Source organism: Nostoc sp. CMAA1605 (assembly GCF_021596505.1).
GTDB lineage: Bacteria > Cyanobacteriota > Cyanobacteriia > Cyanobacteriales > Nostocaceae > Trichormus.
Map to the genome: position 1 here is coordinate 17,934 of NZ_PJIZ01000009.1, position 25,674 is coordinate 43,607.

17 protein-coding genes and 1 pseudogene are annotated in these 25,674 nt (G+C 41.7%); 11 read left to right on the plus strand and 7 right to left on the minus strand.

From position 1 onward, the window contains the following. Positions 1-44 precede the first annotated feature (44 nt). The 4 genes from priA (at position 45) to kdpC (ending at position 7,688) form a co-directional block, all read left to right on the plus strand. Positions 45-2,612, plus strand: coding sequence for a primosomal protein N' (gene priA / locus CV014_RS05220; protein ID WP_236141057.1), 2,568 nt, complete (start codon positions 45-47; stop codon positions 2,610-2,612). Between the two features lie 407 nt (positions 2,613-3,019). Next, positions 3,020-4,705, plus strand: coding sequence for a potassium-transporting ATPase subunit KdpA (gene kdpA, locus CV014_RS05225; protein ID WP_236141058.1), 1,686 nt, complete (start codon positions 3,020-3,022; stop codon positions 4,703-4,705). 105 nt (positions 4,706-4,810) lie between these two features. Then, the gene (gene kdpB / locus CV014_RS05230) at positions 4,811-6,895 is read left to right on the plus strand and encodes a potassium-transporting ATPase subunit KdpB (protein WP_236141118.1); all 2,085 of its coding nucleotides are present in this window, start codon (positions 4,811-4,813) and stop codon (positions 6,893-6,895) included. Positions 6,896-7,085: 190 nt separating this feature from the next. Beyond that, positions 7,086-7,688 (plus strand): K(+)-transporting ATPase subunit C, encoded by a 603-nt coding sequence (gene kdpC / locus CV014_RS05235; RefSeq protein ID WP_236141059.1) that lies wholly within the window; start codon positions 7,086-7,088, stop codon positions 7,686-7,688. 292 nt (positions 7,689-7,980) lie between these two features. Here the strand turns inward: kdpC and CV014_RS05240 are convergent, their stop codons facing one another. Next, positions 7,981-8,733: an Npun_F0296 family exosortase-dependent surface protein gene (locus tag CV014_RS05240; protein WP_236141060.1), complete on the minus strand. Its 753-nt coding sequence runs from the start codon at positions 8,731-8,733 to the stop codon at positions 7,981-7,983. Positions 8,734-9,131: 398 nt separating this feature from the next. On the opposite strand from CV014_RS05240, the gene CV014_RS05245 reads away from it, so the two are divergent. From CV014_RS05245 to CV014_RS05255, 3 genes are all read left to right on the plus strand, one after another. Further along, positions 9,132-10,301: an anhydro-N-acetylmuramic acid kinase gene (locus tag CV014_RS05245; RefSeq protein ID WP_236141061.1), complete on the plus strand. Its 1,170-nt coding sequence runs from the start codon at positions 9,132-9,134 to the stop codon at positions 10,299-10,301. Between the two features lie 276 nt (positions 10,302-10,577). Further along, positions 10,578-11,030, plus strand: a complete 453-nt coding sequence (locus tag CV014_RS05250; protein ID WP_236141062.1) for a hypothetical protein — start codon at positions 10,578-10,580, stop codon at positions 11,028-11,030. Positions 11,031-11,395: 365 nt separating this feature from the next. Beyond that, entirely contained in the window at positions 11,396-12,970 is a 1,575-nt protein-coding gene (locus tag CV014_RS05255; RefSeq protein ID WP_236141063.1) for a serine/threonine-protein kinase, read from the plus strand. A gap of 463 nt (positions 12,971-13,433) precedes the next feature. Here CV014_RS05255 and CV014_RS05260 read toward each other — a convergent pair whose 3' ends face one another. The 4 genes from CV014_RS05260 to CV014_RS05275 all read right to left on the minus strand — a co-directional run bounded on the left by CV014_RS05260 (position 13,434) and on the right by CV014_RS05275 (position 17,152). Further along, positions 13,434-13,631 carry an NblA/ycf18 family protein gene (locus tag CV014_RS05260; RefSeq protein WP_103136790.1) on the minus strand — a complete coding sequence of 66 codons (198 nt, stop codon included), beginning with the start codon at positions 13,629-13,631 and terminating at the stop codon, positions 13,434-13,436. Between the two features lie 656 nt (positions 13,632-14,287). Continuing rightward, complete coding sequence (locus CV014_RS05265; protein ID WP_236141064.1) at positions 14,288-15,007, minus strand: Stp1/IreP family PP2C-type Ser/Thr phosphatase; 720 nt, start codon at positions 15,005-15,007, stop codon at positions 14,288-14,290. Between the two features lie 18 nt (positions 15,008-15,025). After that, positions 15,026-16,711 carry an ABC1 kinase family protein gene (locus CV014_RS05270; RefSeq protein ID WP_236141065.1) on the minus strand — a complete coding sequence of 562 codons (1,686 nt, stop codon included), beginning with the start codon at positions 16,709-16,711 and terminating at the stop codon, positions 15,026-15,028. Between the two features lie 114 nt (positions 16,712-16,825). Continuing rightward, positions 16,826-17,152, minus strand: coding sequence for a DUF6825 family protein (locus CV014_RS05275; RefSeq protein WP_236141066.1), 327 nt, complete (start codon positions 17,150-17,152; stop codon positions 16,826-16,828). A gap of 45 nt (positions 17,153-17,197) precedes the next feature. Here CV014_RS05275 and CV014_RS05280 point away from each other — a divergent pair, with 45 nt between their 5' ends. Further along, entirely contained in the window at positions 17,198-17,359 is a 162-nt protein-coding gene (locus tag CV014_RS05280; RefSeq protein WP_236141067.1) for a hypothetical protein, read from the plus strand. Between the two features lie 164 nt (positions 17,360-17,523). Here the strand turns inward: CV014_RS05280 and abc-f are convergent, their stop codons facing one another. Further along, a complete protein-coding gene (abc-f, locus tag CV014_RS05285) occupies positions 17,524-19,134 on the minus strand; it encodes a ribosomal protection-like ABC-F family protein (protein ID WP_236141068.1) in 1,611 nt (536 codons plus the stop codon). A gap of 509 nt (positions 19,135-19,643) precedes the next feature. On the opposite strand from abc-f, the gene CV014_RS05290 reads away from it, so the two are divergent. Both CV014_RS05290 and CV014_RS05295 read left to right on the plus strand, forming a co-directional pair. Next, entirely contained in the window at positions 19,644-21,470 is a 1,827-nt protein-coding gene (locus CV014_RS05290; RefSeq protein ID WP_236141069.1) for a serine/threonine protein kinase, read from the plus strand. 145 nt (positions 21,471-21,615) lie between these two features. Further along, complete coding sequence (locus CV014_RS05295) at positions 21,616-22,338, plus strand: Uma2 family endonuclease (protein ID WP_236141070.1); 723 nt, start codon at positions 21,616-21,618, stop codon at positions 22,336-22,338. 94 nt (positions 22,339-22,432) lie between these two features. Here the strand turns inward: CV014_RS05295 and CV014_RS05300 are convergent. Continuing rightward, positions 22,433-25,140 (minus strand): annotated as a pseudogene (locus CV014_RS05300) (CBS domain-containing protein). A 183-nt stretch (positions 25,141-25,323) separates the two neighbouring features. On the opposite strand from CV014_RS05300, the gene psbZ reads away from it, so the two are divergent. Next, complete coding sequence (gene psbZ, locus CV014_RS05305; protein WP_236141071.1) at positions 25,324-25,512, plus strand: photosystem II reaction center protein PsbZ; 189 nt, start codon at positions 25,324-25,326, stop codon at positions 25,510-25,512. The last annotated feature ends 162 nt before the right edge of the window (positions 25,513-25,674 follow it).

Here is a 25,674-nt window from a genome sequence, read left to right on the forward strand (position 1 = left end):
AAGTTTAGATGCAGCAGTATATTTATCTTGAGAATTGAGTTGCTATGTATATTACTAACGTGAAATCACAGAATTTAGTGGTTAATGAGGATACAGAAATTTATAAATCATCGACAAATGGGAATCGCTACGTTGAGGTTTTGGTAGACTTTCCAGGCAATTCAGGACTATTTACTTACCGTTTACCTCCACAATTAGAAATACAACCAGGAGACATATTAAGTGTACCTTTTGGCGCACAACAAGTAGGAGGAATAGCTGTGCGGCTGTTGAGTCAGCCCAGCATTGACTTACCAGCAGAGAAAATTCGAGCAGTAGAAGATGTAGTTAGTTCTGGCTTTTTTAGTAGTGCTTATTGGGAATTGTTAAATAGAGTTGCATCATATTACTATACGCCTCTCATACAAGTGATACGAGTAGCTTTACCACCAGGATTATTAGGGCGATCGCAACGTCGTATCCGGTTAATCATGACCCAAAAAGAGTTATCAACCGTAACCACTTTTTTAAGTCCGACAGCACAGCAAATTCTGCATCTTTTGCAAAATCAAACAGCAGGGGACTATAGTTTCGCGTATTTACAACAAAAAGTCAAATCTGCTTATCGGGGAGTGCGGGAGTTATTGCGAATGGGCTTAGTAGAAAGTTACTTAGAACCGCCCCGCACCACAAAACCAAAAAGACAAAAAGCAGTCATATTAATAGATGCCATAGAGAGAGATTTAACCACACGTCAAAGAGAAATTATCGAAGTATTACGCAGACGTGGTGGTGAATTATGGCAAAGTGAATTACTGCAAATAACTAATGCTAGTGCTTCTATTCTCAAGACAATAGAGCAGAAAGGTTACATAGCCATAGAAGAACGAGAAATATTACGTACAGAACAAGGTCAAGCCATTGATTTAGACAAACCGAAATTATTAAATTCAGCCCAAGCTCATGCTTTAGAAAACATTCAAAAGTTAGATGGATTTCATCAAATATTGTTGCATGGCATTACAGGTTCGGGAAAAACAGAAGTATATTTACAAGCGATCGCTCCCATCATTGCCCAAGGTAAATCAGCCTTAGTTTTAGTCCCAGAAATTGGACTCACACCCCAACTCACAGATAGATTTCGCGCCCGCTTTGGTAATAAAATCAGCGTCTATCACAGCGCACTATCCGAAGGCGAACGCTACGACACCTGGCGACAAATGCTCACAGGCGATCCCCAAATCATCATCGGCACACGTAGTGCCATCTTCGCCCCCTTACCCAACATAGGGTTAATCATCCTCGACGAAGAACACGACTCCAGTTTTAAACAAGACACCCCCATTCCCACCTACCACGCCCGCACAGTCGCCCAGTGGCGCGCCGAATTAGAAAACTGTCCCCTACTTCTGGGTTCCGCGACACCCTCATTGGAGACTTGGGTGAATGTGGCAGGGCAAGAGGTAGAGGGCAGGGGGCAGGGGGCAGGGGGAGAGTTTTTCCCCAATGCCCAATGCCCAATTCCCAATGCCCAATGCCCAATTCCCAGTTATTACCTCTCCCTCCCCGAACGCATTAATTCCCGCCCCTTACCACCGATAGAAATCGTGGATATGCGGCAAGAACTGCAAGACGGGAATCGGTCTATATTTAGTAGATCACTGCAACAAGCTTTAATACAGCTACAAGAGAAAAAGCAACAGGGGATTTTATTTATCCATCGTCGGGGACACAGCACCTTTGTCTCTTGTCGTAGCTGTGGTTATGTCTTGGAATGTCCCCACTGTGATGTTTCCTTGTCTTATCATCAAACCGAAGTCGGCGCGCCCCAACTACTGCGCTGTCATTATTGTAATTATGTGCGATCGCATCCCCAAAACTGCCCTGAATGTATGTCCCCTTACCTGAAATTTTTTGGTAGCGGGACTCAGCGAGTCGCCCAAGAATTAAGCCGAGAGTTTCCAGAATTAACCTATATCCGCTTTGATAGCGATACCACCCGCAACAAAGGCGCGCATCGTACCTTACTCACTAAATTTGCCAACGGCGAAGCAAATTTACTAGTAGGTACACAAATGCTTACCAAAGGGTTAGACTTACCCCAAGTCACACTCGTGGGAGTAGTGGCGGCTGACGGCTTACTGCATTTGTCAGATTATCGCGCCAATGAACGCGCCTTTCAAACCCTCACCCAAGTAGCCGGACGTGCAGGCAGAGGTGATGATCCTGGTAGAGTCATTATGCAAACTTATACCCCAGAACATCCAGTTATCGAAGGAGTGAGAAATCACGATTATCACTCCTTCGTACAGACTGAATTAGAACAAAGACAAGCCCTCAATTATCCGCCCACAGGCAGGTTAATTTTATTACGCTTGAGTAGTCTTGACCCCATCCAAGTACAAAATACAGCCCAAATTATTGCTACAGCTTTAAGTACCAATGAGGAATTTGAAATATTAGGGCCAGCACCAGCTAGTGTGATGCGAGTCGCCAACCGTTACCGATGGCAGATATTGCTGAAATTTGAGTCAGAAACCCTGCCACAATTACCAGACTGGGATGCAGTGCGATCGCTCTGTTGTGATAGCGTTAGCTTGACAATAGATGTAGATCCCTTAAATATCATGTAATTGGGCATGGGGCATTGGGAATTGGGCATGGGGCATGGGGCATAGGGCATTTAATTTTGAATTTTGTAGCTTGCTTCTCTTACGATGGCGTAAGTCTACCCGTAGGGTATTTTGAATTTTGAATTGATTACCCCTGCCCTAAAATTTAATTGTTCTTGATGCAAACTTTACACATCAGGTAGAAAATTATCAAGACAGCAAACCGTAAATACAGCTAAATGAACTAGTACCAAATGACATCAATAGACAGAAAGCTTACAAAATAAGCGTTCTTTCTTTTTACTTTTGCCTTCCTCTTAATGGTGTGAAAGATTGCCAAATTGCTCACACCACCGTCAATAGGTAAGTTATTTTTTATCTTTAAGAATTAGCTAAACAGTAGTAGCCGAAAATTGAGTACAAAATAAATGGGACAAAGTTTATTACAAATTGGCTTAACGCTATGTATTGTGATAGCAATCACACCCCTGTTAGGAAGATACATAGCCCGTGTGTTTCTTGGTGAAAGGACATTATTAGATAGGTTAATGAATCCGATAGAACGCAGTTTCTACGTGATTACAGGTATTCGCCCCAAAGATGAAATGACTGGTTGGCAGTACGCTAGAGCCATTCTCTACACTAACCTGTGCATGGGTATTTTCGTATACTTACTTATATATTATCAAAGATTATTGCCTTGGAATCCCAATGGCTTCGCCGCACCCAACTGGGATATTTTACTACATACAGTAGTTTCATTTGTCACTAATACTGACCAGCAACACTATACACCAGAAACAACCCTGAGTTACTTTTCCCAAGTTGCTGCTTTAGGATTTTTGATGTTTACCTCAGCAGGTACAGGAATAGCGGTGAGTATCGCTTTCATTCGGGGACTCACGGGTAAAACATTAGGCAACTTTTACGTTGATCTCATCCGTGCCATTACCAGAATATTATTGCCTCTGTCCGTGATTGGTGCGATCGCCTTAGTACGCTCAGGTGTACCACAAACAATAGCTCCACCTGTAACTGTCACCACCCTAGAAGGGGGAACGCAATACATCGCCAGAGGCCCTGTAGCTTCCTGGGAAATGATCAAAATGTTGGGTGAAAACGGTGGTGGTTTCTTTACTGCTAACTCCGCCCATCCCTTTGAAAATCCCAACGGAGCCTCAAATTTCATTGAACTCATCGCTATGCTGGCGATCCCCGCCGCCATGATTTATGCCTATGGCATATTTGCCAAAAACATGAAACAGGCCTGGCTACTGTTTTGGATGATATTTATTGTATTTGTCATCTTGATTTGGGTAGCCGTCGGTGGCGAACTACAAGGCAATCCCCTAGTGAACAACGCCTTGGGTGTAGAACAACCCAACTTAGAAGGAAAAGAAGTCAGATTTGGTGCAGCACAGACAGCCCTATGGGCAGTCACAACCACCACCACCATGACAGGTGCAGTCAACGGAATGCACGATTCTCTCATGCCATCAGGAATATTAGTGACATTATTTAGCTTATTCCTGCAAATTATCTGGGGTGGACAAGGCACAGGTACAACATATCTCTTTATTTATCTCATTCTCACCGTCTTTTTAACGGGCTTAATGGTGGGACGTACCCCAGAAATTTTTGGGCGCAAAATCGAAAAACGCGAAATCGTCCTCGCCAGCGTCATTTTACTAATTCATCCCATCTTAGTCCTAATTCCCAGTGCGATCGCCCTCGCCTATCCCTTCACCCTCTCCGGCATCACCAACACCGGTTTTCATGGCATTTCCCAAGTAGTGTACGAATACGCCTCAGCCAGTGCTAACAACGGTTCTGGCTTAGAAGGACTCGCCGATAACACCCTATGGTGGAACTTAACCACCAGCGTCAGCATCGTCGCCGGCAGATATATTCCCATAGTTGCCGTCTTACTATTAGCCGATAGTATGTCTCGCAAACAAACAGTACCCGAAACCCCTGGCACACTCAAAACAGACTCCTTAATATTTACAACAGTTACAGCCGGCATCGTCTTGATTTTAGGAGTGTTAACATTCTTCCCAGTCTTAGCACTAGGCCCCATCGCCGAAGGCATTAAACTTGCATCCGGCAGTTAAAAGACAGGCAGGGGGGCAGGGGAGACAAGGTAGACAAGGTAGAATTTTCGCCAATGCCCCATGCCCCATGCCCCATACCCAATCCCCAATCCCCAATCCCTGATTATGATTCCAGCTGCACCTACCCCTAAAACTAAATCTCGTCGTCAAGCCCGCAAGAAAGGCAAAGTTAAAACTAGAGGGATTTACCTTAGAGCCATTGCGGATGCTTTTATTAAGCTCAATCCCAAATCCGCTATCCGAAATCCGGTGATGTTTTTGGTTTGGGTGGGAACCCTCATCACCTTGGCTAGCACCATTGATCCCAATCTATTTGGACAAACCCAACTACAAAACCCCCAACTCTTTAACGGCATCTTAACGGGGATCTTATTCTTTACAGTTTGGTTTGCTAACTTCGCTGAAGCCATAGCGGAAGGGCGTGGGAAAGCTCAAGCTGATGCTTTGCGCTCCACAAAATCCGAAACCCCAGCCAAAAAACTCTCCCCCGATGGCACAATTAGCGAAGTTCCATCTACTAGCCTCAGACAAGGGGACACGATTTATCTAGTAGCTGGAGATATCATTCCCGTCGATGGGGAAGTAATGATGGGGGTGGCTTCTGTAGATGAGTCTGCCATTACTGGGGAATCTGCACCAGTCCTCAAAGAATCCGGCTCAGATATCGCCAGTTCCGTAACTGGGGGGACTCGTATCCTTTCTGATGAATTAATTGTCCGCGTTACTGCCGACCCAGGTAAAGGCTTTATTGACCGCATGATTGCCCTAGTAGAAGGGGCAGAACGCAGCAAAACCCCCAATGAAATCGCTCTGACAGTATTACTAGCTGTTTTGAGTTTGGTGTTTTTATTCGTCATCGCTACCTTACCCGCCTTTGCTTACTATGCCGATAGTCCCGTGAGTGTGCCGATTTTAGTCGCCTTATTTGTCGCTTTAATTCCTACCACCATTGGTGGTTTACTCAGTGCCATTGGGATCGCTGGGATGGATAGAGTCGCCCAATTTAACGTCATCGCCACATCAGGTAAAGCTGTGGAAGCTTGCGGTGATATTAATACCCTAGTCCTCGATAAAACCGGCACAATTACTTTAGGAAATCGCTTGGCGGAAGAGTTTATCCCCATTAACAATCACACAATGGAGGAAATAGCTAGTGTCGCCTGGGTAACTAGCGTTTTTGATGACACCCCCGAAGGTAAATCTATTGTTCGCCTAGCTGAAAAATTGGGTGCCAGATTTGACTTCGACTTCAACCAAGCCCAAGGAGTAGAATTTTCCGCGAAAACCCGCATGAGTGGGACGAACTTACCAGGGGGAAGAGAAGCGCGTAAAGGTGCAGTAGGAGCGATTAAAGGCTTTGTCCGTTCTCGCAACGGTCAAATTTCCCCAGAACTAGATACTGCTTATGAAAGAGTTTCCCAGCAGGGAGGGACACCTTTAGCAGTGTGCTTAGATGGTGAAATTTATGGCGTGGTCTATCTCAAAGATATTGTAAAACCAGGTATCCGCGATCGCTTTGACCAGTTACGCCGCATGGGTGTACGTACCATCATGCTCACAGGTGATAACCACATCACCGCCTCCGTCATAGCCCAAGAAGCAGGGGTAGATGAATATATTGCTGAAGCCACACCAGAAGATAAAATCAACGTCATTCAACGAGAACAAGCCAAAGGTAAACTCGTCGCCATGACAGGGGACGGTACGAACGACGCACCAGCCCTAGCTCAAGCTAATGTCGGTGTAGCTATGAATACAGGTACACAAGCCGCCAAAGAAGCCGCCAACATGGTAGATTTGGACTCCGACCCCACCAAATTAATTGATATCGTCAGTATTGGTAAACAACTGCTCATTACACGGGGAGCATTAACCACCTTTTCCATTGCCAATGATATTGCTAAATACTTTGCCATTCTCCCTGTCATCTTTGCGGGAGCTAATTTGCAAAGCCTCAATGTGATGAATTTAACTAGCACTAAATCAGCGATTCTATCAGCCCTAATTTATAACGCCTTGATCATTCCTGCTTTAATTCCCTTAGCTCTAACAGGTGTCAAATTTAGACCTTTGACAGCTAATCAACTCTTGCAACGCAATATATTAATTTATGGCTTAGGTGGAGTAATTGCCCCATTTATCGCCATTAAACTACTAGATGTAGTGATTACTTTAGTAGGGCTAGCTTAAAAAGGCGAAATTCAAACTTCACAAGGTAAAAGAAAAAATAATTTTTATTTGGTTAGGCGGTTATACAGTCAGAAAGTATGAATAAGAAAATTAACTATAACAAAGTGAATCTTTGCCCTGAAAATTCAGCAGTAATTACAGCATCTTAGATTAATCCCAATCCCCAATCCCTAATCCCTAATCCCTATATATGCCTTTTATTCGAGAAATCATCAAAATAATTCGGATTACCCTGGTTTTATGGTTAGTCACAGGTATTATTTATCCCCTCGCTATTTTAGTTATTGGTCAAGGTTTATTTCCCTTTCAAGCTAACGGTAGCATCAGACAAAATCTTGAGGCTCAAGCTATCGGCTCAGAATTAATTGGTCAGGTATTTGCTTCTGATAAATACTTTCACGGTCGTCCTAGTGCCGTCAGATACTCTCAAGGAAGAAGAGCCAAGCCCACAGGTATCTCTGGTGCTAGCAATCTCGCTCCAGGAAATCCAGAATTAATCAGCCGCATCGTCGAAAAAGCCAATGAACTCCGAGACGAAAATATTCAACCCATAGCTGATTTAATTTATACCTCTGGTTCTGGATTAGATCCCCATATTTCGATTAATGCTGCTAGACAACAAGTAGAAAGAGTAGCCCGCGCACGTGATATTCAAGAAGATGAGATTCTACCTCTGATTAATCAATACACCGAAGGCAGATTTCTCGGAATTTTTGGTGAACCAGGAGTTAATATTTTAAGGTTGAATTACAACCTCGACCTACAAGATATTACCCGCCAAAAGAAACAATAATTAGGGCAAGATTTATGGGGATTGGTGTTTCTTTCCCAATCCCCAGCCTTTCAATTTTGGATTTTGGATTGATGATAGCGTAGCGTTAGCGACGCAGGAGCGTCTTTTGGATTGGATTCAATCTAAAATCTAAAATCTAAAATCTAAAATTCCTAGTCCCCAATACCTATCCGTAAAAATAAAAATTATCTCCAGATACATCAACCGTATCATGGAGAGATAAATAATTATGGTGAATTAACGAATCTCTCAGTCAAAGTCTGAGCCTCATTTTACCCAACTCAAGTGCAGATTATTTAGCATCTTGTAGCTTTTGTTTACGACGTTGGTTCACGAACATACCACCAACAGCCAGCATTCCCAAGATCATGCCGGGTTCAGGAGTAGTTTTAGGATCAAAGCCTGTAAATCTACCAGTTCCAGCATTGAAAGAGTGGTTATCACTTTCAAAACCACCGCCACCTGTTTGAGTGATCACAATCTTGTTGAAGTTATCTAGTAAGCTATCTGAGTAAAAGTGAAGATAACCATTCCCTTCACCACCATGCTGAGAGGCTTTAATAGGTGCAACAGGATTAACATCTGCGGTGGTGAATGATTTAATCAATGTGTTGTCTTTGTAGAAAGAGAAGACGTTACCTGGGCTAATCGCACCCCAGTCAATACCGAAATAATTCAAAGTGCTAGCAAGATTAATCGTAACCGCGTTACCTTGGAAAACTGCTAAATATTTAGAATTATTGACTTGACCTGCTGCACCTGCTGGGGCCCAGGTATCAGAGCGAACGCTGCTGCTACCATCATTTTTTTGAAATGAGTACTTAGCAAAACCAGTAGTAGGTGCTACACCGTTGTTAAAATCAATGGTGGTGACAGTAGGATCTTGCCAAAAGTCAGAATAAGCACCTTGATTAGTTACACCGTTGGGGCCGTTAACACCTGTGGTAATCTTAAAGCTAATAGCTTGAGCAGAACCTGCATATGCAATAGAAGCGATCGCAGAAGCAGAAAGAGCAGCGAGACAAGCGAGTTTTTTGAAGGACATTTCTTTTGTTTTCCATCACTGGTGTTTGTTAAGTCAATTCTGTGACTAAAACTCAGCAAAACACAGGATGCAATTACTAAATTTTCTGCAATTTCTCAAACTTCTATTTTTGTAATTTATTATACCTAAGTCAAAAAAATAGAATAGTGTGATTACTTAAAAATAATATGAAATTAATCTTCATTTTGGAGACAATTGTAAAGTCCCGATGAAATCCCCAGCAGTGATTAAAGTCTTGTGTTTTAGATAGCAATAAAATGAAGAACAAATAAAAATTCTTGCCAACCTGCTTTTTGACATGGGCAATAGCATCAACTAAACTACTACACGATGGCACAGGGTAACTGGTTCAATCAGCACCGAGTCCACAGTCTCAGTATTTTATCTTGTGGTTCTTTATGGAAACTACTGCACCTCAGCGAGTGATTGGTCTCATCAGTGGTACATCTGTAGATGGTATAGATGCCGCTTTAGTAGAAATTTCTGGTACAGATTTAGATTTGCAATTTGAGTTACTAGCAGGAGAAACCTATCCCTACCCCAGAGAACTGAGAGAAAAAATCTTGGCAGTTTGTGCCGGTGCAGCTATTTCAATGGCAGAATTAGCAGAGTTAGATGATGCGATCGCTAAAAATTTTGCCCAAGCAGCCCAAAATATTCAACAAAGCCACCAGCCAGCGACTTTAATCGGTTCTCACGGTCAAACTGTATATCATAGACCGCCTGAGAACAAGAGACTGGGGTATACTCTACAACTCGGACGCGGTGATTTAATTGCTCACCTCACAAACATCACTACTGTGAGCAATTTTCGTGTTGCTGATATTGCTATTGGTGGCCACGGTGCGCCCCTAGTACCCAGAGTTGATGCTTTTTTACTCAGTCATCCCCAAGAAGGGCGTTGCATTCAAAATGTGGGGGGAATTGGTAACGTTGCGTATATTCCTCCCCGTCACCATGATTGGTTACAGAAAATTCGTGGTTGGGATACAGGCCCCGGTAATAGTTTGCTTGATTTAGCAGTAGAGCGATTAACAGATGGGGCTAAAACCTACGATGATGGTGGTGCATGGGCTGCTAGTGGTCATCCCTGCTATCCCCTAGTGGAACAATGGCTAACTCAAGAATATTTCCATCTTCATCCCCCCAAATCCACTGGGCGAGAGTTATTTGGTGTAGATTACCTAAATCAATGTTTCCAAGATGCTCAACCATATCAACTGACTCCGGCTGATATGTTAGCAACACTCACAGAACTCACAGCCGCTTCCATTGCTCATAGTTATCGTACCTTTTTACCAGAAATGCCCAACCGCGTCTTTTTATGTGGCGGCGGTAGTCGAAATTTTTATTTACGGCAGAGATTACAAGTATTATTGGGAGATATACCAGTTTTAACCACTGATGATGTCGGTTTGAATGCCAATTTTAAAGAAGCGATCGCTTTTGCTGTCTTAGCCTACTGGAAACAATTACATCTCCCCGGTAACTTACCGACTGCTACAGGCGCACCCTACGAAGTCCCATTAGGAGAGGTTCATCAACCCCCAAGCCGACAGTCAGCCTAAATTTGAATTTTGTAGGTGCAGTTCTTCTTTGGAAGACGCTACACGAACACGTAAGGTATGCGTGAATTTTACATTTTGGACTGATATTATACCGAATTGGGATAGGTAGTATTGTGTCGAGATTCTGGAATAGGCTAAGAATCTAGGCTTTTAATCCAAAATCCCAAATCCAAAATCCAAAATTGATATTATCCCTATTTTCCACCTGACGTTTTGAAAAATCCAAATATATCTTTGTAATCTGAGGACTACTCAATTAACACAAGGAAAACACAGGTGGCTCACTCTTTTTTATTAGAACCAGGACGCTGGCTCATTCAAGGTAGTTGGTTAGAACGGGATGGAATGCCCATCAGTATTAAGGGTATGACTTTGGTAGCATGGAATCGAGATAATTGGTTTACAATGGCGACCAAATTGATCTTTCCCGGTAGCGATCGCCCTGACATATCTTTACAATACAAGGGGCGTTTGCATGATGGAGAACGTCAATATACTTTTTTACTCCAGCACAGTGTACTCGGTCAGGTAGAAGGTGAAGGCTGGATCGGACTAGAGGGAATTGTACAGCGTTATTGGGCGATTAGCGATCGGCAGCGTCGCAGTGGCTTTGAAACCATACATCGCCTTTCTGAGAGTACATACTATCTCAGCAGTGGGATTATGGCTGGTCATTTTCTCATCAATACAATGGAAGCTAAATTAGAACTCCAACCCACGAATCCTTAGCTAACTAGCATCATCGTATAAAAAGTTGTTTTTTTATTCAATATAATTACACAACACTGATTTAATGTCTGAGTTTTAGTTGTTAGAGTTATCTAGCTGATTAAAACTGGGCAAACTAACACTACATCAAAACCCAGTTAGGATACATCTACCCATTTCGTGATTAGATTACACTTTACAACCCAGCACTCATACCAGTTATCAAAATTTAGCCATAGATTAACGCCCTCAAAGTCTTGTAAAATCAAGCCTTCTTAACTTTAAATCTTATAGGTGCAAATCTTCCCACAGGGTATGTGTGAATTTTGAATTGATTATGAGTCTGGTGTTATCCACAATTGTTAAAAATTGGAGTCGAAATTTCTATGTCAGACCCCAACATTGGCCGTTTTCTTGGTAAACGCTACCAATTACAAGAACTAATTGGTACTGGCGCAATGGGTAGAGTATATCGTGCTAAGGATGTTTTGTTGGGAGGCGTACCCATTGCTGTAAAGTTTCTTTCGTTGTCAATGCACAACGAAAAGATGCGACTACAAGACAGATTTGAGCGAGAAGCGAAAACCTGTGCTTTATTAGGACAAAAAAGTATTCATGTTGTCAGAGTTATGGATTATGGCGTAGATGAACATAACACTCCTTACTATGTTATGGAATATCTACAAGGACAAAGCCTCAACCAAATTATTCGCCAACAGCATCTAACTTTACCTCGCTTTTTGAGCATGACGCGTCAAATTTGTCTGGGGTTAAAATGCGCTCATGATGGTATTCCGGTAGATGGTGCGATCTACCCAATCATTCATCGTGATATTAAACCTAGCAATGTTCTGGTGATTCAAGACGCTAGTTTTGGAGAGTTAGTAAAAATTTTAGATTTTGGCATAGCTAAACTACTACAAGGTAATGGTGATCACACTAAATATTATTTAGGCACACTCGCCTATTCGTCTCCCGAACAAATGGAAGGTAAAGAACTTGATAATCGTTCGGATATTTATAGTTTGGGTGTGATGATGTTTGAAATGTTAACAGGCAAAATGCCTGTGATCGCATCAAGTCATTCCTTTGGCGCATGGTATAAAGCACATCACCATCTCGCACCACGCACTTTTGCTCAAGTTGCACCTAATTTGCTCATTCCTAAAGAATTAGAAAATTTAGTAATGAGTTGTTTAGCCAAAATTGTCAAGGATCGTCCACAAAATATCGGTGAAATACTCCAATCTTTAGAGTCCATCGAACAGCATCAAAATGCACGCCTCGCCACTCCACCAGAACCTGAACCACCTACTCAATCTCACAACAAAACTGTCACGTCAAAAACGACAACTGAACAGAAAACCAACAGCAATAGTCCTTTACAATTAGCCCCCATTAAGAATGAAATTACTTTCTCCACTTCTTGGCCCAAAAATAAACCCATAGCTGACATTGTTTTTCCTCAACCTGTCTCTATCAATCATGAGGTAGTACCAGCTTTGTGGGTGATGTTACCACAACGGGAAATTATGCAGCGTCTAGTTTGTAGCCGTTACAATCAATTTCTGTTCATTACTGCTCCCCATCCTATGATGTTATGGATTACCGTTCTCTATAACCGTAAATATGGGGCGAAATGGTTGCCTTACTACCTTGACCTCAAAACCAATCTGGGTCAAGACATGGTTAACTTAATGGTCAAAACAGGTTACTATCGTCTGCTATTATTTGCACGAGAATCACCAAATAGCTGTTCTCATGTTCTAGTTGCTAGTATTGCCTCTGCTCAATGTCAAAGGCTACAACAGTGGATGATGTCCGCGAAAAGCTTTGTGTCCGTAACTGATCCCCAAATTAGCAAAAATCTGCTTAAACAAGAATATGAAAAGATTAAACCTCAGATTTTAGCCAAGTTAGACACAATTGATACTGATTCTGCATTTGATATCTCTGGCTAGAGTGAGTTTCTACAAATTTAATCTCACTTATATCAAAATATGTAAACTTTTATAAAGAATATATATATCTTAGTTGTAACTGGTATTGGGAATCAATATAATAATCCTCAGTGCTGGATACCAAACAAGCGAGTGCTTAGTTAAATGTAAGTAAGTTTGGTACTTCGCCTGTTACATGAGCAATGTAGTTTTAGATAGGTAAAGTTAAATAGGTAATCTAGCTACAGAGTGTGTTTACGAAAATATGGTTTTTTGGCTTGACAAGTCAGCCGAAACTTTATGCAGTAAGCAAAGAACCAGGAAAAAATAATATGTGCCGATTTTGAACAACGTGCTTTGGGTCTTTGAGTTAGCTATTTGAGTTAGCTGAGTTTAAAGTTGACGCCCCAGCATCCCCAGCTCTTTTCCTCCCTGGAACTGAGCAAGAGAAGGAGGTCGCCCACTGCGACACAAAAACCTACTTCTATGCCAGAGTGGAACCAGAATCTAGTCCCCACTGATGCTTGAGGAGTTCTTGGTATGTTGCTTCACGTACAATCATTTGTTCATAAAGCTTGACTAAGAAGTCTTTAGCCTGATCATGGCTCATGTTTTGTACTTGAGTGGCAAAAGAACGGATGCTGAATTGTTGTTCCAAGGAAAGTTGGATGGGTTGGCTCATAATAAACTCCTAAAAGACAACGCGAAAATTTGGGTTTAGTTAACAGAACCCCTATAAATATAGGGCTAGCTTTGCATTTGCTATCAATTCTCTGTATTAAGAAAGATAACAACTATTTAAAAGTTTGCCCATATCCTTAGAGGATAAATTTCTGCTTTGGTTTTTTGGGATAAGAACCTACGGAAATATAACTCAAGTCTGCATTTGCAGATTTGAGAACAATCGCTATAGGTAGTAATTTACCCTTGCATTTCCTATTTTTGAGCAATAAATATGCCTCAAGGGCAGATTTTTGCAGCAGTAAAAAAATGAAGGGTATTAAGATCGCATTATATGCTGCTTACATTATGATGTGCAACATGTCAATCAACTAAATTGTGTAATTTCGGTCTCCAATCAAGACAGTTTGCTGGCTAAGAGTATTTGTATCAAGTTGTAAATAGGAAAAATGCTCAGACTGAACAAAATGCTGAGTATATGTACTGCAAAAGTCTGGAAATCTTCAAAAAGTGCTGAGTAATGAGTGCTGTTAGCGGAAGCGGGGCGTTTAGCCCGTGCTGAGTAATGAGTAATGAGTAATGAGTGGTGAGTGGTGAGTAGTGAGTAAAAGAGTTATTACTTGCTACCTGTCACCTGTCACCTGTCACCTGTCACCTTCAACTACTTGCTACAATCACGACAGTAATATTATCGTGTCCACCTTGTTCTTTAGCGGCTTCTACTAGAGATTTGGCAGCTTTATCTAAATCGCTGATATCGTGGAGGCAATCCGCTATTTTTTCATCAACCAGTTCTTCGGTGAGACCATCACTGCATAGTAGCAAGCGATCGCTTGGTTTCACGTCCAATGGTTGCACATCAACTTGGTGTAGGTCTTCTCTACCCAAACAACGGGATAGTACATGACGAAAGGGATGAATACGCGCTTCATCGGCGGTGATATCGCCCACTTTGATGGCTCTAGCTACCCAGGTATGATCCTCTGTCACTTGTTCTAGTTGAGATTCCCGGAGACGATACAGCCGAGAATCCCCAACATGGGTGTACCAAGGCGCGTCCCGAAAGATGACGACTACTACAGTTGTACCCATGTCAGCCCGTTCAGGATGATTTTGCTGATCCTGAAGAATCGCCTCATTAGCTTGCCATAAGGACTGCTCTAACAAACGGGTAGATGGTTCAGGCGAGTCCCAATTGCTAGTTAAATATTCTTGAATTTCCTTCGTAGCGATACGACTTGCTTCTTCCCCGCCTGCATGGCCACCCATACCATCAGCAACAATAAAAAATCGCCCTTCTTGGTCGATGTGGTAATGATCCTGATTGTTAGAACGAACAAGTCCCGGATCGCTAAGACCCGTGAAGTTAAGTTTCATAGCGTTTCACTGCACCAATTAATACATACGGTCATAACGGTCGAGGCGGAGAAGCAGTCGGATCAGTATTACCGAGACTGCTGCGGCAATTAAACCAGCCAGCAGTGCTAACCATACATAATGATTAACTAATAAGATTGTGGCTGAAAGGGTAAATCCACTGATTATCAAAGCATAGCTCATCCCTAGTTGAATACTACTTTGCCGCCGTAAAAGTCGCTCTGTTTCTATGGAGCGTACCCGCAGGCGCATATCTCCGCGCTCTAGTTTTTCTAATGTATCTTCTAATCTACGTGGTAATCCAAATGCGGTGGTACTAACTTGCACAGCCTGGCGGCTTAATTCATTCAAGAAACTATTGCTATCTGCACCATTCATGTTGGTCATAAGCTGCATTGCGTATGGTTGGGCAACTTCCATAAAGTTAAACTCTGGATCTAAGCCTTTGCCTACGCCTTCGAGGGTGGAAAAAGCCCGCATCACGAAAGTAAAAGTTGCTGGGAATCTAAATGGCTGATTATATGCTATTTCGTATAAATCATCACTGATCGCGGACACAGATTGAGCTTCAAAGGGCTTATCCATGAAGTTATCTAGCATATACTGCACAGAACGCCGCACTGGCCCCATGTCATCTACGGGAGCGATCGCACCTAAATTTACGAGAGACTGGACGACGCGATCGCCATCTTTTTGGGCAATACCGAATAGGGTTTCCATCAGTCCTTCCCGGACATTGGATTTAATTCGCCCCATCATGCCAAAGTCGTAGAAAATCAGCGCACCATCAGGACTGACAGCAATGTTACCAGGGTGGGGATCAGCATGGAAAAAGCCATCATTGAGTAGTTGCATCAAATACGCTTGTGCGCCTTGACGCGCGACAGATTTTCTGTCTATACCTGCGGCTTCTAAAGCTTCATATTGGCTAATTTTAATTCCAGGTAAATACTCCAAAGTTACCACCCTTGGGGAAGTGTAACGCCAATAGACCTTCGGCACCTTTACCCAGTCGTAACCGCGAAAGTTCCGCCGAAAAGCATCAGCATTTCTACCTTCATTGAGGTAATCAATTTCCTCCCACAGAATGCGACAACATTCTTCGTAAATACCCATCCAATCCCGTCCCCGTCCCCATTTAGGATGGTTTTGGAAATAACGAGCAATACCCTTGAGAATTTGTAAATCAATCTCAAATAATGTTTTTAATCCTGGACGCTGCACCTTGACAACAACTGCTTCACCGCTATGGAGTACAGCTTTGTGTACCTGCCCTAAACTAGCAGCTGCTAAAGGAATCGGTTCAAAACTTTGAAAAAGTTCAGGAATTTTTTTACCTAGTTCTTGCTCAACAATTTTTTCTACTTGCTCGTAGCTAAAAGCGGGTACCCTATCTTGGAGTTTTGCCAACTCTTCGACATATTCACCAGGGAATATGTCAGCACGAGTGGAAAATAACTGACCGACTTTAATAAAGGTAGGCCCTAAATCTAGCAGGGTGTTGCGAATCCAAATAGCCTGAGCTTTTCGCCGTGCTGCTTGTTTCGCTTCCGTCACACCGCCAGGATAACTCCAAGCTTTGTTGTACCGCCAAATTTTGAACATGAGGGTCAAGACAAAACCCCAAATGTCCACGAATCGCCGCTTACTAGAGTAGTTTTCCCGATTCCAACGGTATGCTTTGTCTGAATAGCTATTTTCCATAGGTTGTGCGTACCGTTGTTTTGTTACTGAATCACCTGGAAGAAAAGACACTCTGATTTCTAAACAGTTGTCACGAAAAGTTTAGTTGTCAATAATTCTTGACTAATGATTAATTTAGACAGAACTGCTGCGATAACGTTGTAACTCATTTCGCAGTAAGGCAATTTCGGCACGCAGTTCATCAATTGTGGCTTGCAAGTCAACGCCATCAGTACCACTTGGGGTAGTACCAGTAGTTGTTTGACCAGTTTCAGCAGCCGCCGCCGCACGATTGGCACGTTCAATTACTTCTTCTGTAAATTGGCGTAGTTGTTCTCTGGCTTCAGCATCGAATTTACCGATTTCACTCAAAGCGTCGGTAAAGGCAACTTCTAGGCGTTCATTAACGACCTCAGCTAAGGCTCTACCAACAAAAAAGGCTTGTACAAGTGGATTACTCATAAATTTTTGTTACGCTCGTCCGCAAGAAGATTATAACTTGCCCGTATGCTTTACGGCTTCTCTCTGAGCGTTTGCTGTTGGTTAATTTGGGGATTGGGGACTGGGGATTGGGGATTGGGGACTGGGGACTGGGGATTGGGGACTGGGGACTGGGGATTGGGGATTGGGGATTGGGGATTAAAGTCAGCGACTTCTGTGGGTGATTGATTACATTGAGTGATACTGAATTGGGATTTTCAATCCAAAATCCAAAATCCAAAATCCAAAATCCAAAATTTGTATGAGAGGCGATCGCTCATTAGCCAATCACATGATTGTTAAGATAAACTCAGAACCTATACTAATGGTGTCATTGATTCTATGACCATTGCTCAAGAATTAGACAGTAATTCTTGATAATATTGTTCTGGTGTACTAGGTAGAGAAACTGTCCTGTGTAATGTTTGGTTTTGCAGTAGGAAACTGTGAGTAATATTAATCTGACTGAGAAAATCGATATCGTGGGAAATTACCCAAAGCGCACCGTGATATTCATTGATAGCTGAAATCATTTGTTCGACAGTTTCAATATCTAAATTATTGGTTGGTTCATCCAGAATTAAGAGGTCAATTTCTGAGATACTGATAATTGCGATCGCCAACCTCGCTAATTCACCTCCACTCAACACAGAAGCAGATTTATTGACATCATCATATTTAAACAAGAAATGTCCTAGTTGCTGACGTAATTGCTGATAGTTCAGACTAGGGTTAGCAGTCTGCATATTTTCTAAAATCGTCTGTTGTCGATTGACTATTTGATATGTTTGGTCGAGATATACAGCTTTCATTCCCATTGCTAGGGAAACCTCACCAGACTGAAAAACTGCTGTTGCTGCTTCCGGTTCTAGAATTGCTTTGACTAGACTAGATTTACCAGAGCCATTTGCACCGATAATAGAAAAGCGATCACCAGATGATATGTGCAGTTGAATATTTTGAATCAGCAACCGTTCCGATACCCAAAGATTTGCACCCTCGATATTGATCAGATTTTTGTGCTTGTGGCTTTTCTCTTCTAGCTGAATACTGGTAACTTTTGAAGTCTTGACCTTAGTATCAACAAAGTTTTGGGTAGCTTTTGCTACAGCTAAATCATGTTTCTTTTTCGTATTCCCAGTAGAGGATTCAGCTTTGGTTTTAATCAGTCCAGCTGACATTCTATCAACACTACCACTTAAAAACTTATTTCTCCCATTGCGTTGAGCCTGCGCCGCGCGTTGCTGTTCTTGCATCGCCGCAGTTTGGACACGCTTGAGTTCTTTTCTGGCTACTTCGTGCGATCGCACTGCTGCATCTAATTCTATTTGTTTTTGCTCCCGATAATACGAAAAATTTCCGCCATAGACTTTTAAACCAATAGGTGTAAGTTCCCAAGTTACATCTGTTACTTGATCTAAGAAAAATGGTTTGTGGGAGACAATCACAAACGCACCAGAAAAATCTAAAAGAAACTGTCTTAAGCTTTCTAAAGTGTGTAAGTCTAGATGATTTGTCGGTTCATCCAGCAAGAGTAAATCTGGCTGTTGAGATAAACCAATGGCTAAAAAGAGCTTCGTCAATTCACCACCACTCAAATTATTGATGGGTAAATTCAAATCAATAGCTGTGTGTAATTGTGTCTGGATAATTTCCGTAATTATCCACCATTCATCAGCGATATAACTTAAGAAATCTAGGACTGTATCTTTGTTGATTTCTGGTTTAATAGTGCTGATTTGGGGCAAATAATATATAGAACCACTTCTTACTACTGAACCTAAGCTGGGATAAATTTGACCAGCCATGATTTTGAGGAGAGTAGACTTACCAACACCATTTTTACCAACTAAAGCAATGCGTTGACCTTGTTCAATGCTGAGATGAATACCTGCAAACAAAGTCCTCTCTAAGCTGAGTTCATAAGCTAAATTCTCAGCTAATAATATTGATTTTTTCTGCATTCTGATCAAACCTCAATATGCAAGCTTCCACCCGTTTGTGCAAGTAATCACGGGCAGATAATACGAACAAAAAACCGAGCCGCAAAAACTTACCATGCGACTGAATCTAGAATTGCATCAAGTTTGTAGTAAGGACTTTAGTCATCTGCAAAATCAGGACTAAAGTCCTTACTACGAACGGCAAAAAATCTTGTTAGCTCATGATTATTGTGAAGTAACTTGTCAAATTATGTCGTGTTGATTAGTTTTTGACGCTTGTTGGCGATAAGCAACAGTAATTAGTTACTACTTCATTGCAGCTATTTCACTGGAGGTTTGAGTACGGACTACAGTGTAACACAAAAACATCTCGAAAATGTAGGAAGAGAAGTCTAAACTTACTTTTTTGCGTCTTGGTGGATCATCAACATTGTCAACAATGTGATTCAAATGCAACCGCCTTTACTAGCTTAAGTGTATTTACGCAATACACAACAAACCTACCCTATTACACTTATCGTGCTGGAATTATGACTATCTATCCTGATTTCGATCAACATGGCTATCAAATTTTGCAAGAATTGGGACGCAACCGAGAAGGAGGAAGGATTACTTGGCTAGCATCAGATGTAAAGACAACACAACAAGTAGTATTAAAGCAGTTTTGCTTTGCTCAATTTGGTTCTAGTTGGTCTGGGTTTGAGGCGCATCAACGGGAAATTCAGATACTACAAGGACTTGCTCATCCTGGTATTCCCAAATACATGGGTTCTTTCGCCACATCCGATGGTTTTTGTTTGGTGCAAGAATATATTAACGCGCCATCTTTGGCAGAAGCTCGGAAATTTACACCAGCAGAAATCAAACAAATTGCTATTAATGCTTTAAAAATTCTCGTATATCTGCAAAATCTACAACCGCCAGTTATTCATCGGGATATTAAACCGGAAAATATTTTGGTAGATGAAGCACTCAACGTTTATTTAATTGACTTTGGCTTTGCGCGTATAGATAGCGGGGAAGTTGCGGGGAGTAGTGTATTTAAGGGTACTCCCGGTTTTATTCCACCAGAACAAATGTTTAAACCAACAAAAGCTACGGATTTGTATGCTTTGGGTACAACTTTGATTTGCTTGTTGACACAAATCAAGTCACCAGAAATAAGGGAGTTGTGCGATCGCAATAATCCATATTTAATTAAATTTAGTCATCTTCTACCTAAATTAAGTCTACGGTTTCTGAGTTGGTTGGAAAACATGGTACAACCAGAACAGGACAAACGCTTTGCTAATGCACAAGCAGCTTTAGCAGCACTCCAAGCACTGGATGTGATGCGCGTACCAGGAGTTGATTTCAGTGAAACAGTGCTGAAATTTAAAGCTAACCGATTAGGAGAAAAGCTAACGCAAAGCTTCACAGTTGAAAATACAATTCCAGAGACTTTATTACAAGGTAGATGGGAAGTTGCACCCCATCCTCATGATCCACCACATACACCAGATTCCCATGCTTGGATTTTGGTGACACCTGCTGAGTTTAAAGGGAATCATACTCGCTGTCAGGTTCAGGTAGATACGAGTAAATTAATGGCAGATAAGCAGTATAAACGTCAACTAATACTGCACAGTAATGCTTACCCAGAGAATCACACTTTAACAGTGAAGGTGCAAACTGCTACTTTACCCATTGAAAAGCTAGCAATACCTTATGCTTGGCTTGTTGGTGTGTTGCTAATTTGTATTATTGCATCAGCATCTATGACTTGGTTTATAACTGTTGTCGGTTTATCGGCAGTCAAGGAGGCAATTATAGCTGCTATGTTTGGTGCAGTAATTGGTGGTTTGGTAGGGATGACCATTGGGGCGATAATTGATTGCATACTCTATTTCCTTGATTTCCAGGGAATACCAAGAACACTGATTATAACTGCGATTGGAACTGTTCTTGGGCTACCACTCGGTTCTGTTCAGGCATTATTAAGTAGTTACAATAGCATTGGAATTGGCATTGGAATTGGAATTAAAATTGGAATTGGCATTGGAATTGGAATTTGGATTCTATTTATATTTTGGGCTGTATTATGGGCTAGTATTGTTGGCAAAGATAGACACTACGATCATACAAATCCTAGATACCTCTATAATAAATGGATTGATATATTGCTGTCTTTCCTTACAGCAATATTAGGAACAAGCTTCGGAATTATTTGTATAATTAACTTTTTCAATCCCTACATTCTATTAGCACTAGCAGGAACAGGATTGCCCTTGATAAGTATGTTGCTTTATCCCGCCTTCAAAAGACGCAGATTAATAGCTCAATATCGCCAGTCTGAAAAATCTTTAATTGAACCATAGTCAAAACAGAGGAGCGACTTCTTAAAGAAGTCGCTCCTCTGATCATGGGTGTAAGAATTCAGATCACCTTTTTCAATCCCTTCATTTATTGCAATATTCTCAATGATAAAATGAATGCAGAAATAATTGATGCAGTATTGATTCTATGACCATTGCCCAAGAATTAGAATTGCAAGCAGACATCTCGCAAGATGTCATATTTCCCCCTGGTGACTTATATAGTGATGAGCCTCCCTTGGAAACAGAACTACATCTAAGACAAATCATCCTACTTTTACAATGTCTCGAATGGTTATGGCGAGATAGAAATGATTTTTATGCGGTGGGAAACCTGACAATTTACTACAGTCCCCGCCAGAAAAAATCAGAATATTTCCGAGGCCCAGATTTTTTTGTGGTGTTGGGAACTGAACGCAAAACCCGAAAGAGTTGGGTGGTTTGGGAAGAAGAAGGTAAATATCCCAATGTTATCTTAGAAATTCTCTCGGACTCAACAGCAAAAACAGACAAAGGGTTAAAAAAAGAAATATATCAAGATACCTTCCGTACCCCTGATTATTTTTGGTTCGACCCCCATACATTAGAGTTTGCAGGATTTCATTTAGTAGATGGAGAATATCACCCTCTACAAGCAAATGCACAAGGATATTTATGGAGTCATCAGTTAGGGTTGTATTTGGGAGTTTATGATGGTCTATTGCGGTTTTTTACGCAAGATGGAGAACTAGTTCCCACACCTGAAGAAACGGCTGAACAAGCACAACAACAAGCTGAACAGGCACAACAACAAGCTGAACAAGCACAACAACAAGTAGCACGGTTAGCCGCAAAATTGCGGGAATTAAATATCGATCCAGATGCAATTTGAATTGATATTTGTTCGATAATAGATAAGAGGCGATCGCTCACTTAAAAATATGCGATCGCCTCTTATTTAGACAATCATTATTCTTCCTCTTCAGTTACACAGAATAATTTTTAGCTAGAAAATCTTCTGCTTCTACTTTATTCTTAATCACTCCATCTATAGTTGCAGCAAGTATTTCATCTAGTATTTGGCGAAACTGTGGACTAGGTTTATAGCCTATTTTTTTTAAATCGTTACCATTTAATATTGGTTGAATATGAGATAAAACTGTTAAATAATGCCAAATTTTTTGTCTAATAATTCTATGACTAGCTATAGCAATTAAAATTAACATTTCTACATCATATTTACGTAGAAATTGCACTATTTGACTAGGTTGTTTTGATGTAGCTAAAAAGTCTGTAACCTCAGATTTGGCAGTGGCTAGTTTATGTAATCTTGCCAACATATCTTCTGGCAATTGCAGATTTTTCGCGACTTTATGCCGATATTTGGGCGCAAGATGAGCAATTAAAACTTCTAGGCGCATTTGCCAAGGAATTAATTTTTGTTGGGTATCAAATCTGCGCCAACAGCGTTCTAATAAACGTAATTGGCGTAGAAGTTCATGATCTAATTTCAGAGTAGGATGGATGCACTGTAACGCCCCTAAATCGTTGAGTAACTCTAAAGCTGATTCCCAGTAGGGGGCGGAGAGGATATATTTTAATTCGGCTTTGAGTCGAGTTTGCAAAGCGGGAGTTTTGCTGTTAGTTTGGGCTGTGCGGTCATACACGCCACTATTAATGGCATAGCGGATATATTCTTCTGTGCGTGGTTCAATGGCAAATCCAAACCGCACTGCAAAACGGACACCGCGATAAATGCGGGTAGGGTCTTCAATAAAGCTATTGGCGTGTAACACGCGAATTTGTTTGGCGGCTAAATCTAGTAACCCACCGAAGAAATCCAGTAATTCGCCTTCACGGGGAGAAGTTAAACGCAAAGCCAAGGCATTAATAGTAAAGTCGCGGCGGTATAAGTCTTGACGTATAGAACTCGCTTCAACTTCAGGATTGGCGGCGGGGTAAGGATAAAATTCTGTTCTAGCGGTGGCGATATCCACCCATAAAGAATCTAATTCGGGGTCTTTGTGCCATAACAAAGCCGCAGTTTGAAAAGCACCATGAATTTCTAACCTAGCGGCGGGATAAATTTCTTGCAGTGCTTTGGCTAATTCTACCCCTGCACCCACATCGGTAGTTTTATGGAAGCCGTCAACCACTAGGTCAATATCTGTAATCATCAAAGTTCCAGATGCAGCTTCCGCTAGTAGCAAGTCCCGCACTGCACCGCCGACTAAATAAAGATGCCAACCCCGTTGTTCTGCGGCTTGAGACGCTTTAGTCAGTAATTCCCAGAGTTGGGGAGTGAGACGGGACTGTAATTGAGTGCCTGGTGCTGGGTGCTGGGTGCTGAGTGCGGGTTGGGAATCAGCATTGATGATTTGGTACTCAGAACTTTGATGTAATTCCCTCAAAACATCAGTACGGGTGACAATCCCAACTAATTGTCCATTATCTAATACAGGTAAACGACCAATATCATACGTCACCATTAACGACTCGATTTGAGGCAATGTCGTTTCTGGGGTAATCGTTTTTAAATTAATCGTCATGTAACCCTTGACTGGTGCATGACTAAAGCCGTGGTGAAAAGCAATATCTAAATCCCGACGAGAAATAATTCCCACTAATTGCCCTTCAGTATCCACCACAGATAAACCAGAGTGTCCATAGCGTAATAAGATGCGCTGGGCTTCTGCAATTGTGGTTTCTGGGCGAATGGTGCGGACTGGGGAGGACATTAAATCTCTGGCGGTGGGGGATGGGGAATTGAGGTTTTAATCCCATTGAGGAGTTGTTGCAAGGTATTTTGGGCATCGACACCGCGTAAATTCAAAGATGCCGCTTGAGAATGACCACCACCGCCCAAAGTTTGAAATAATTGGTCAAGATGCACACCCGGAATTTGCGATCGCCCGATAATTGTCAATCGAGATTCATCTTTATTGAGGGGATACTCACCAGCTAATAACAAAGCATCGATTTCTGTTAACTCAATTAATTGCGATGCTAAACTAGACAACCCAGGTACAAAGCTTTCTGTATTTAAAATTACCCAGGCGATAGTATAACCCCGTAAACACAAATATTCTAAGTTTTCTAAAGCTTCTTTGAGTAACCGTTGTAATTGCGGTGATAAACCAGGCTCACGATAGTTAGCAATTATACTTAAACTAGCACCCTGTTGCATTAACCAAGCCAACGCTAGGGCATCCCGTGGTGTAGATTGGTCGTAAGTCAGAGAACCAGTATCTACATGAATTCCTAAAGCCATTGCTGTAGCTTGGGACGAAGTGAGAGAGATATTTTGTTGTTGCAATTGTTCCACAATTAAAGTTGTGGTAGCCCCGACTGAAGAAATGTGAAATTGCGTCGCCGGAATATCTGAATCTTGCCCCAAGTGATGATCGTAGACTGTAATATGATGAAGTTGTGGTAAATTTAACCACTCAGCAGCCTTACCCAAGCGATCGCGCTGTTGTGTATCCACCACCGTTACAGACCGAATTTTCTCAGGATTGACCGAACGCCTTTCAATCAGTGCATACTCATCGCGATGCAGTGCTAAAAAATCCCGTACAGGCGGATGTGCGCCGCCAGTCAACACAATTTTACTGCCAGGCATCAAGCAAGTTAATCCGACTGCTGCGCCTAAAGCGTCAAAATCCGCCGTAGTATGACAAAGAATTAAGTCCATAGTCGAGAGTCAAAAGTCAATGGTCAATAGTCAACAGTCAACAATCAACTATTGACTTTGGACTATTAACTAAATTGTGACAATTTCTGCTAGGTTACAAATAGGGGTAAGAAACGGAAAGTGTCAGTGTCGCCCTTTACGATATTCTAACTTTAGTATTTCGCTGTCTTGGGAGAAGTCAAAATGACCATAATATTCCAATTTGCTCTAGTTTCCCTAGTGTTGTTGTCTTTTGTGCTTGTAGTTGGTGTGCCTGTAGCCTATGCTACACCCCAAAGTTGGGTTGAATCTAAAAAGCTACTATGGCTTGGTTCAGGAGTTTGGATCGCTTTAGTGCTTTTAGTTGGGCTATTAAACTTTTTCGTAGTCTAAGCCACAGAATACAGTTAAATAGCAACAAAACTCAAGGAGCAGGAAAGCCAACACCCAAGGTAAAAGAACAAATTGACTCTGTTCTTCACACCTAATTGTGCTTTCCTGCTCTTCCACATTTACAGAAGAAATGTATATTGACAAAAGTATAGTGAAAGTAAG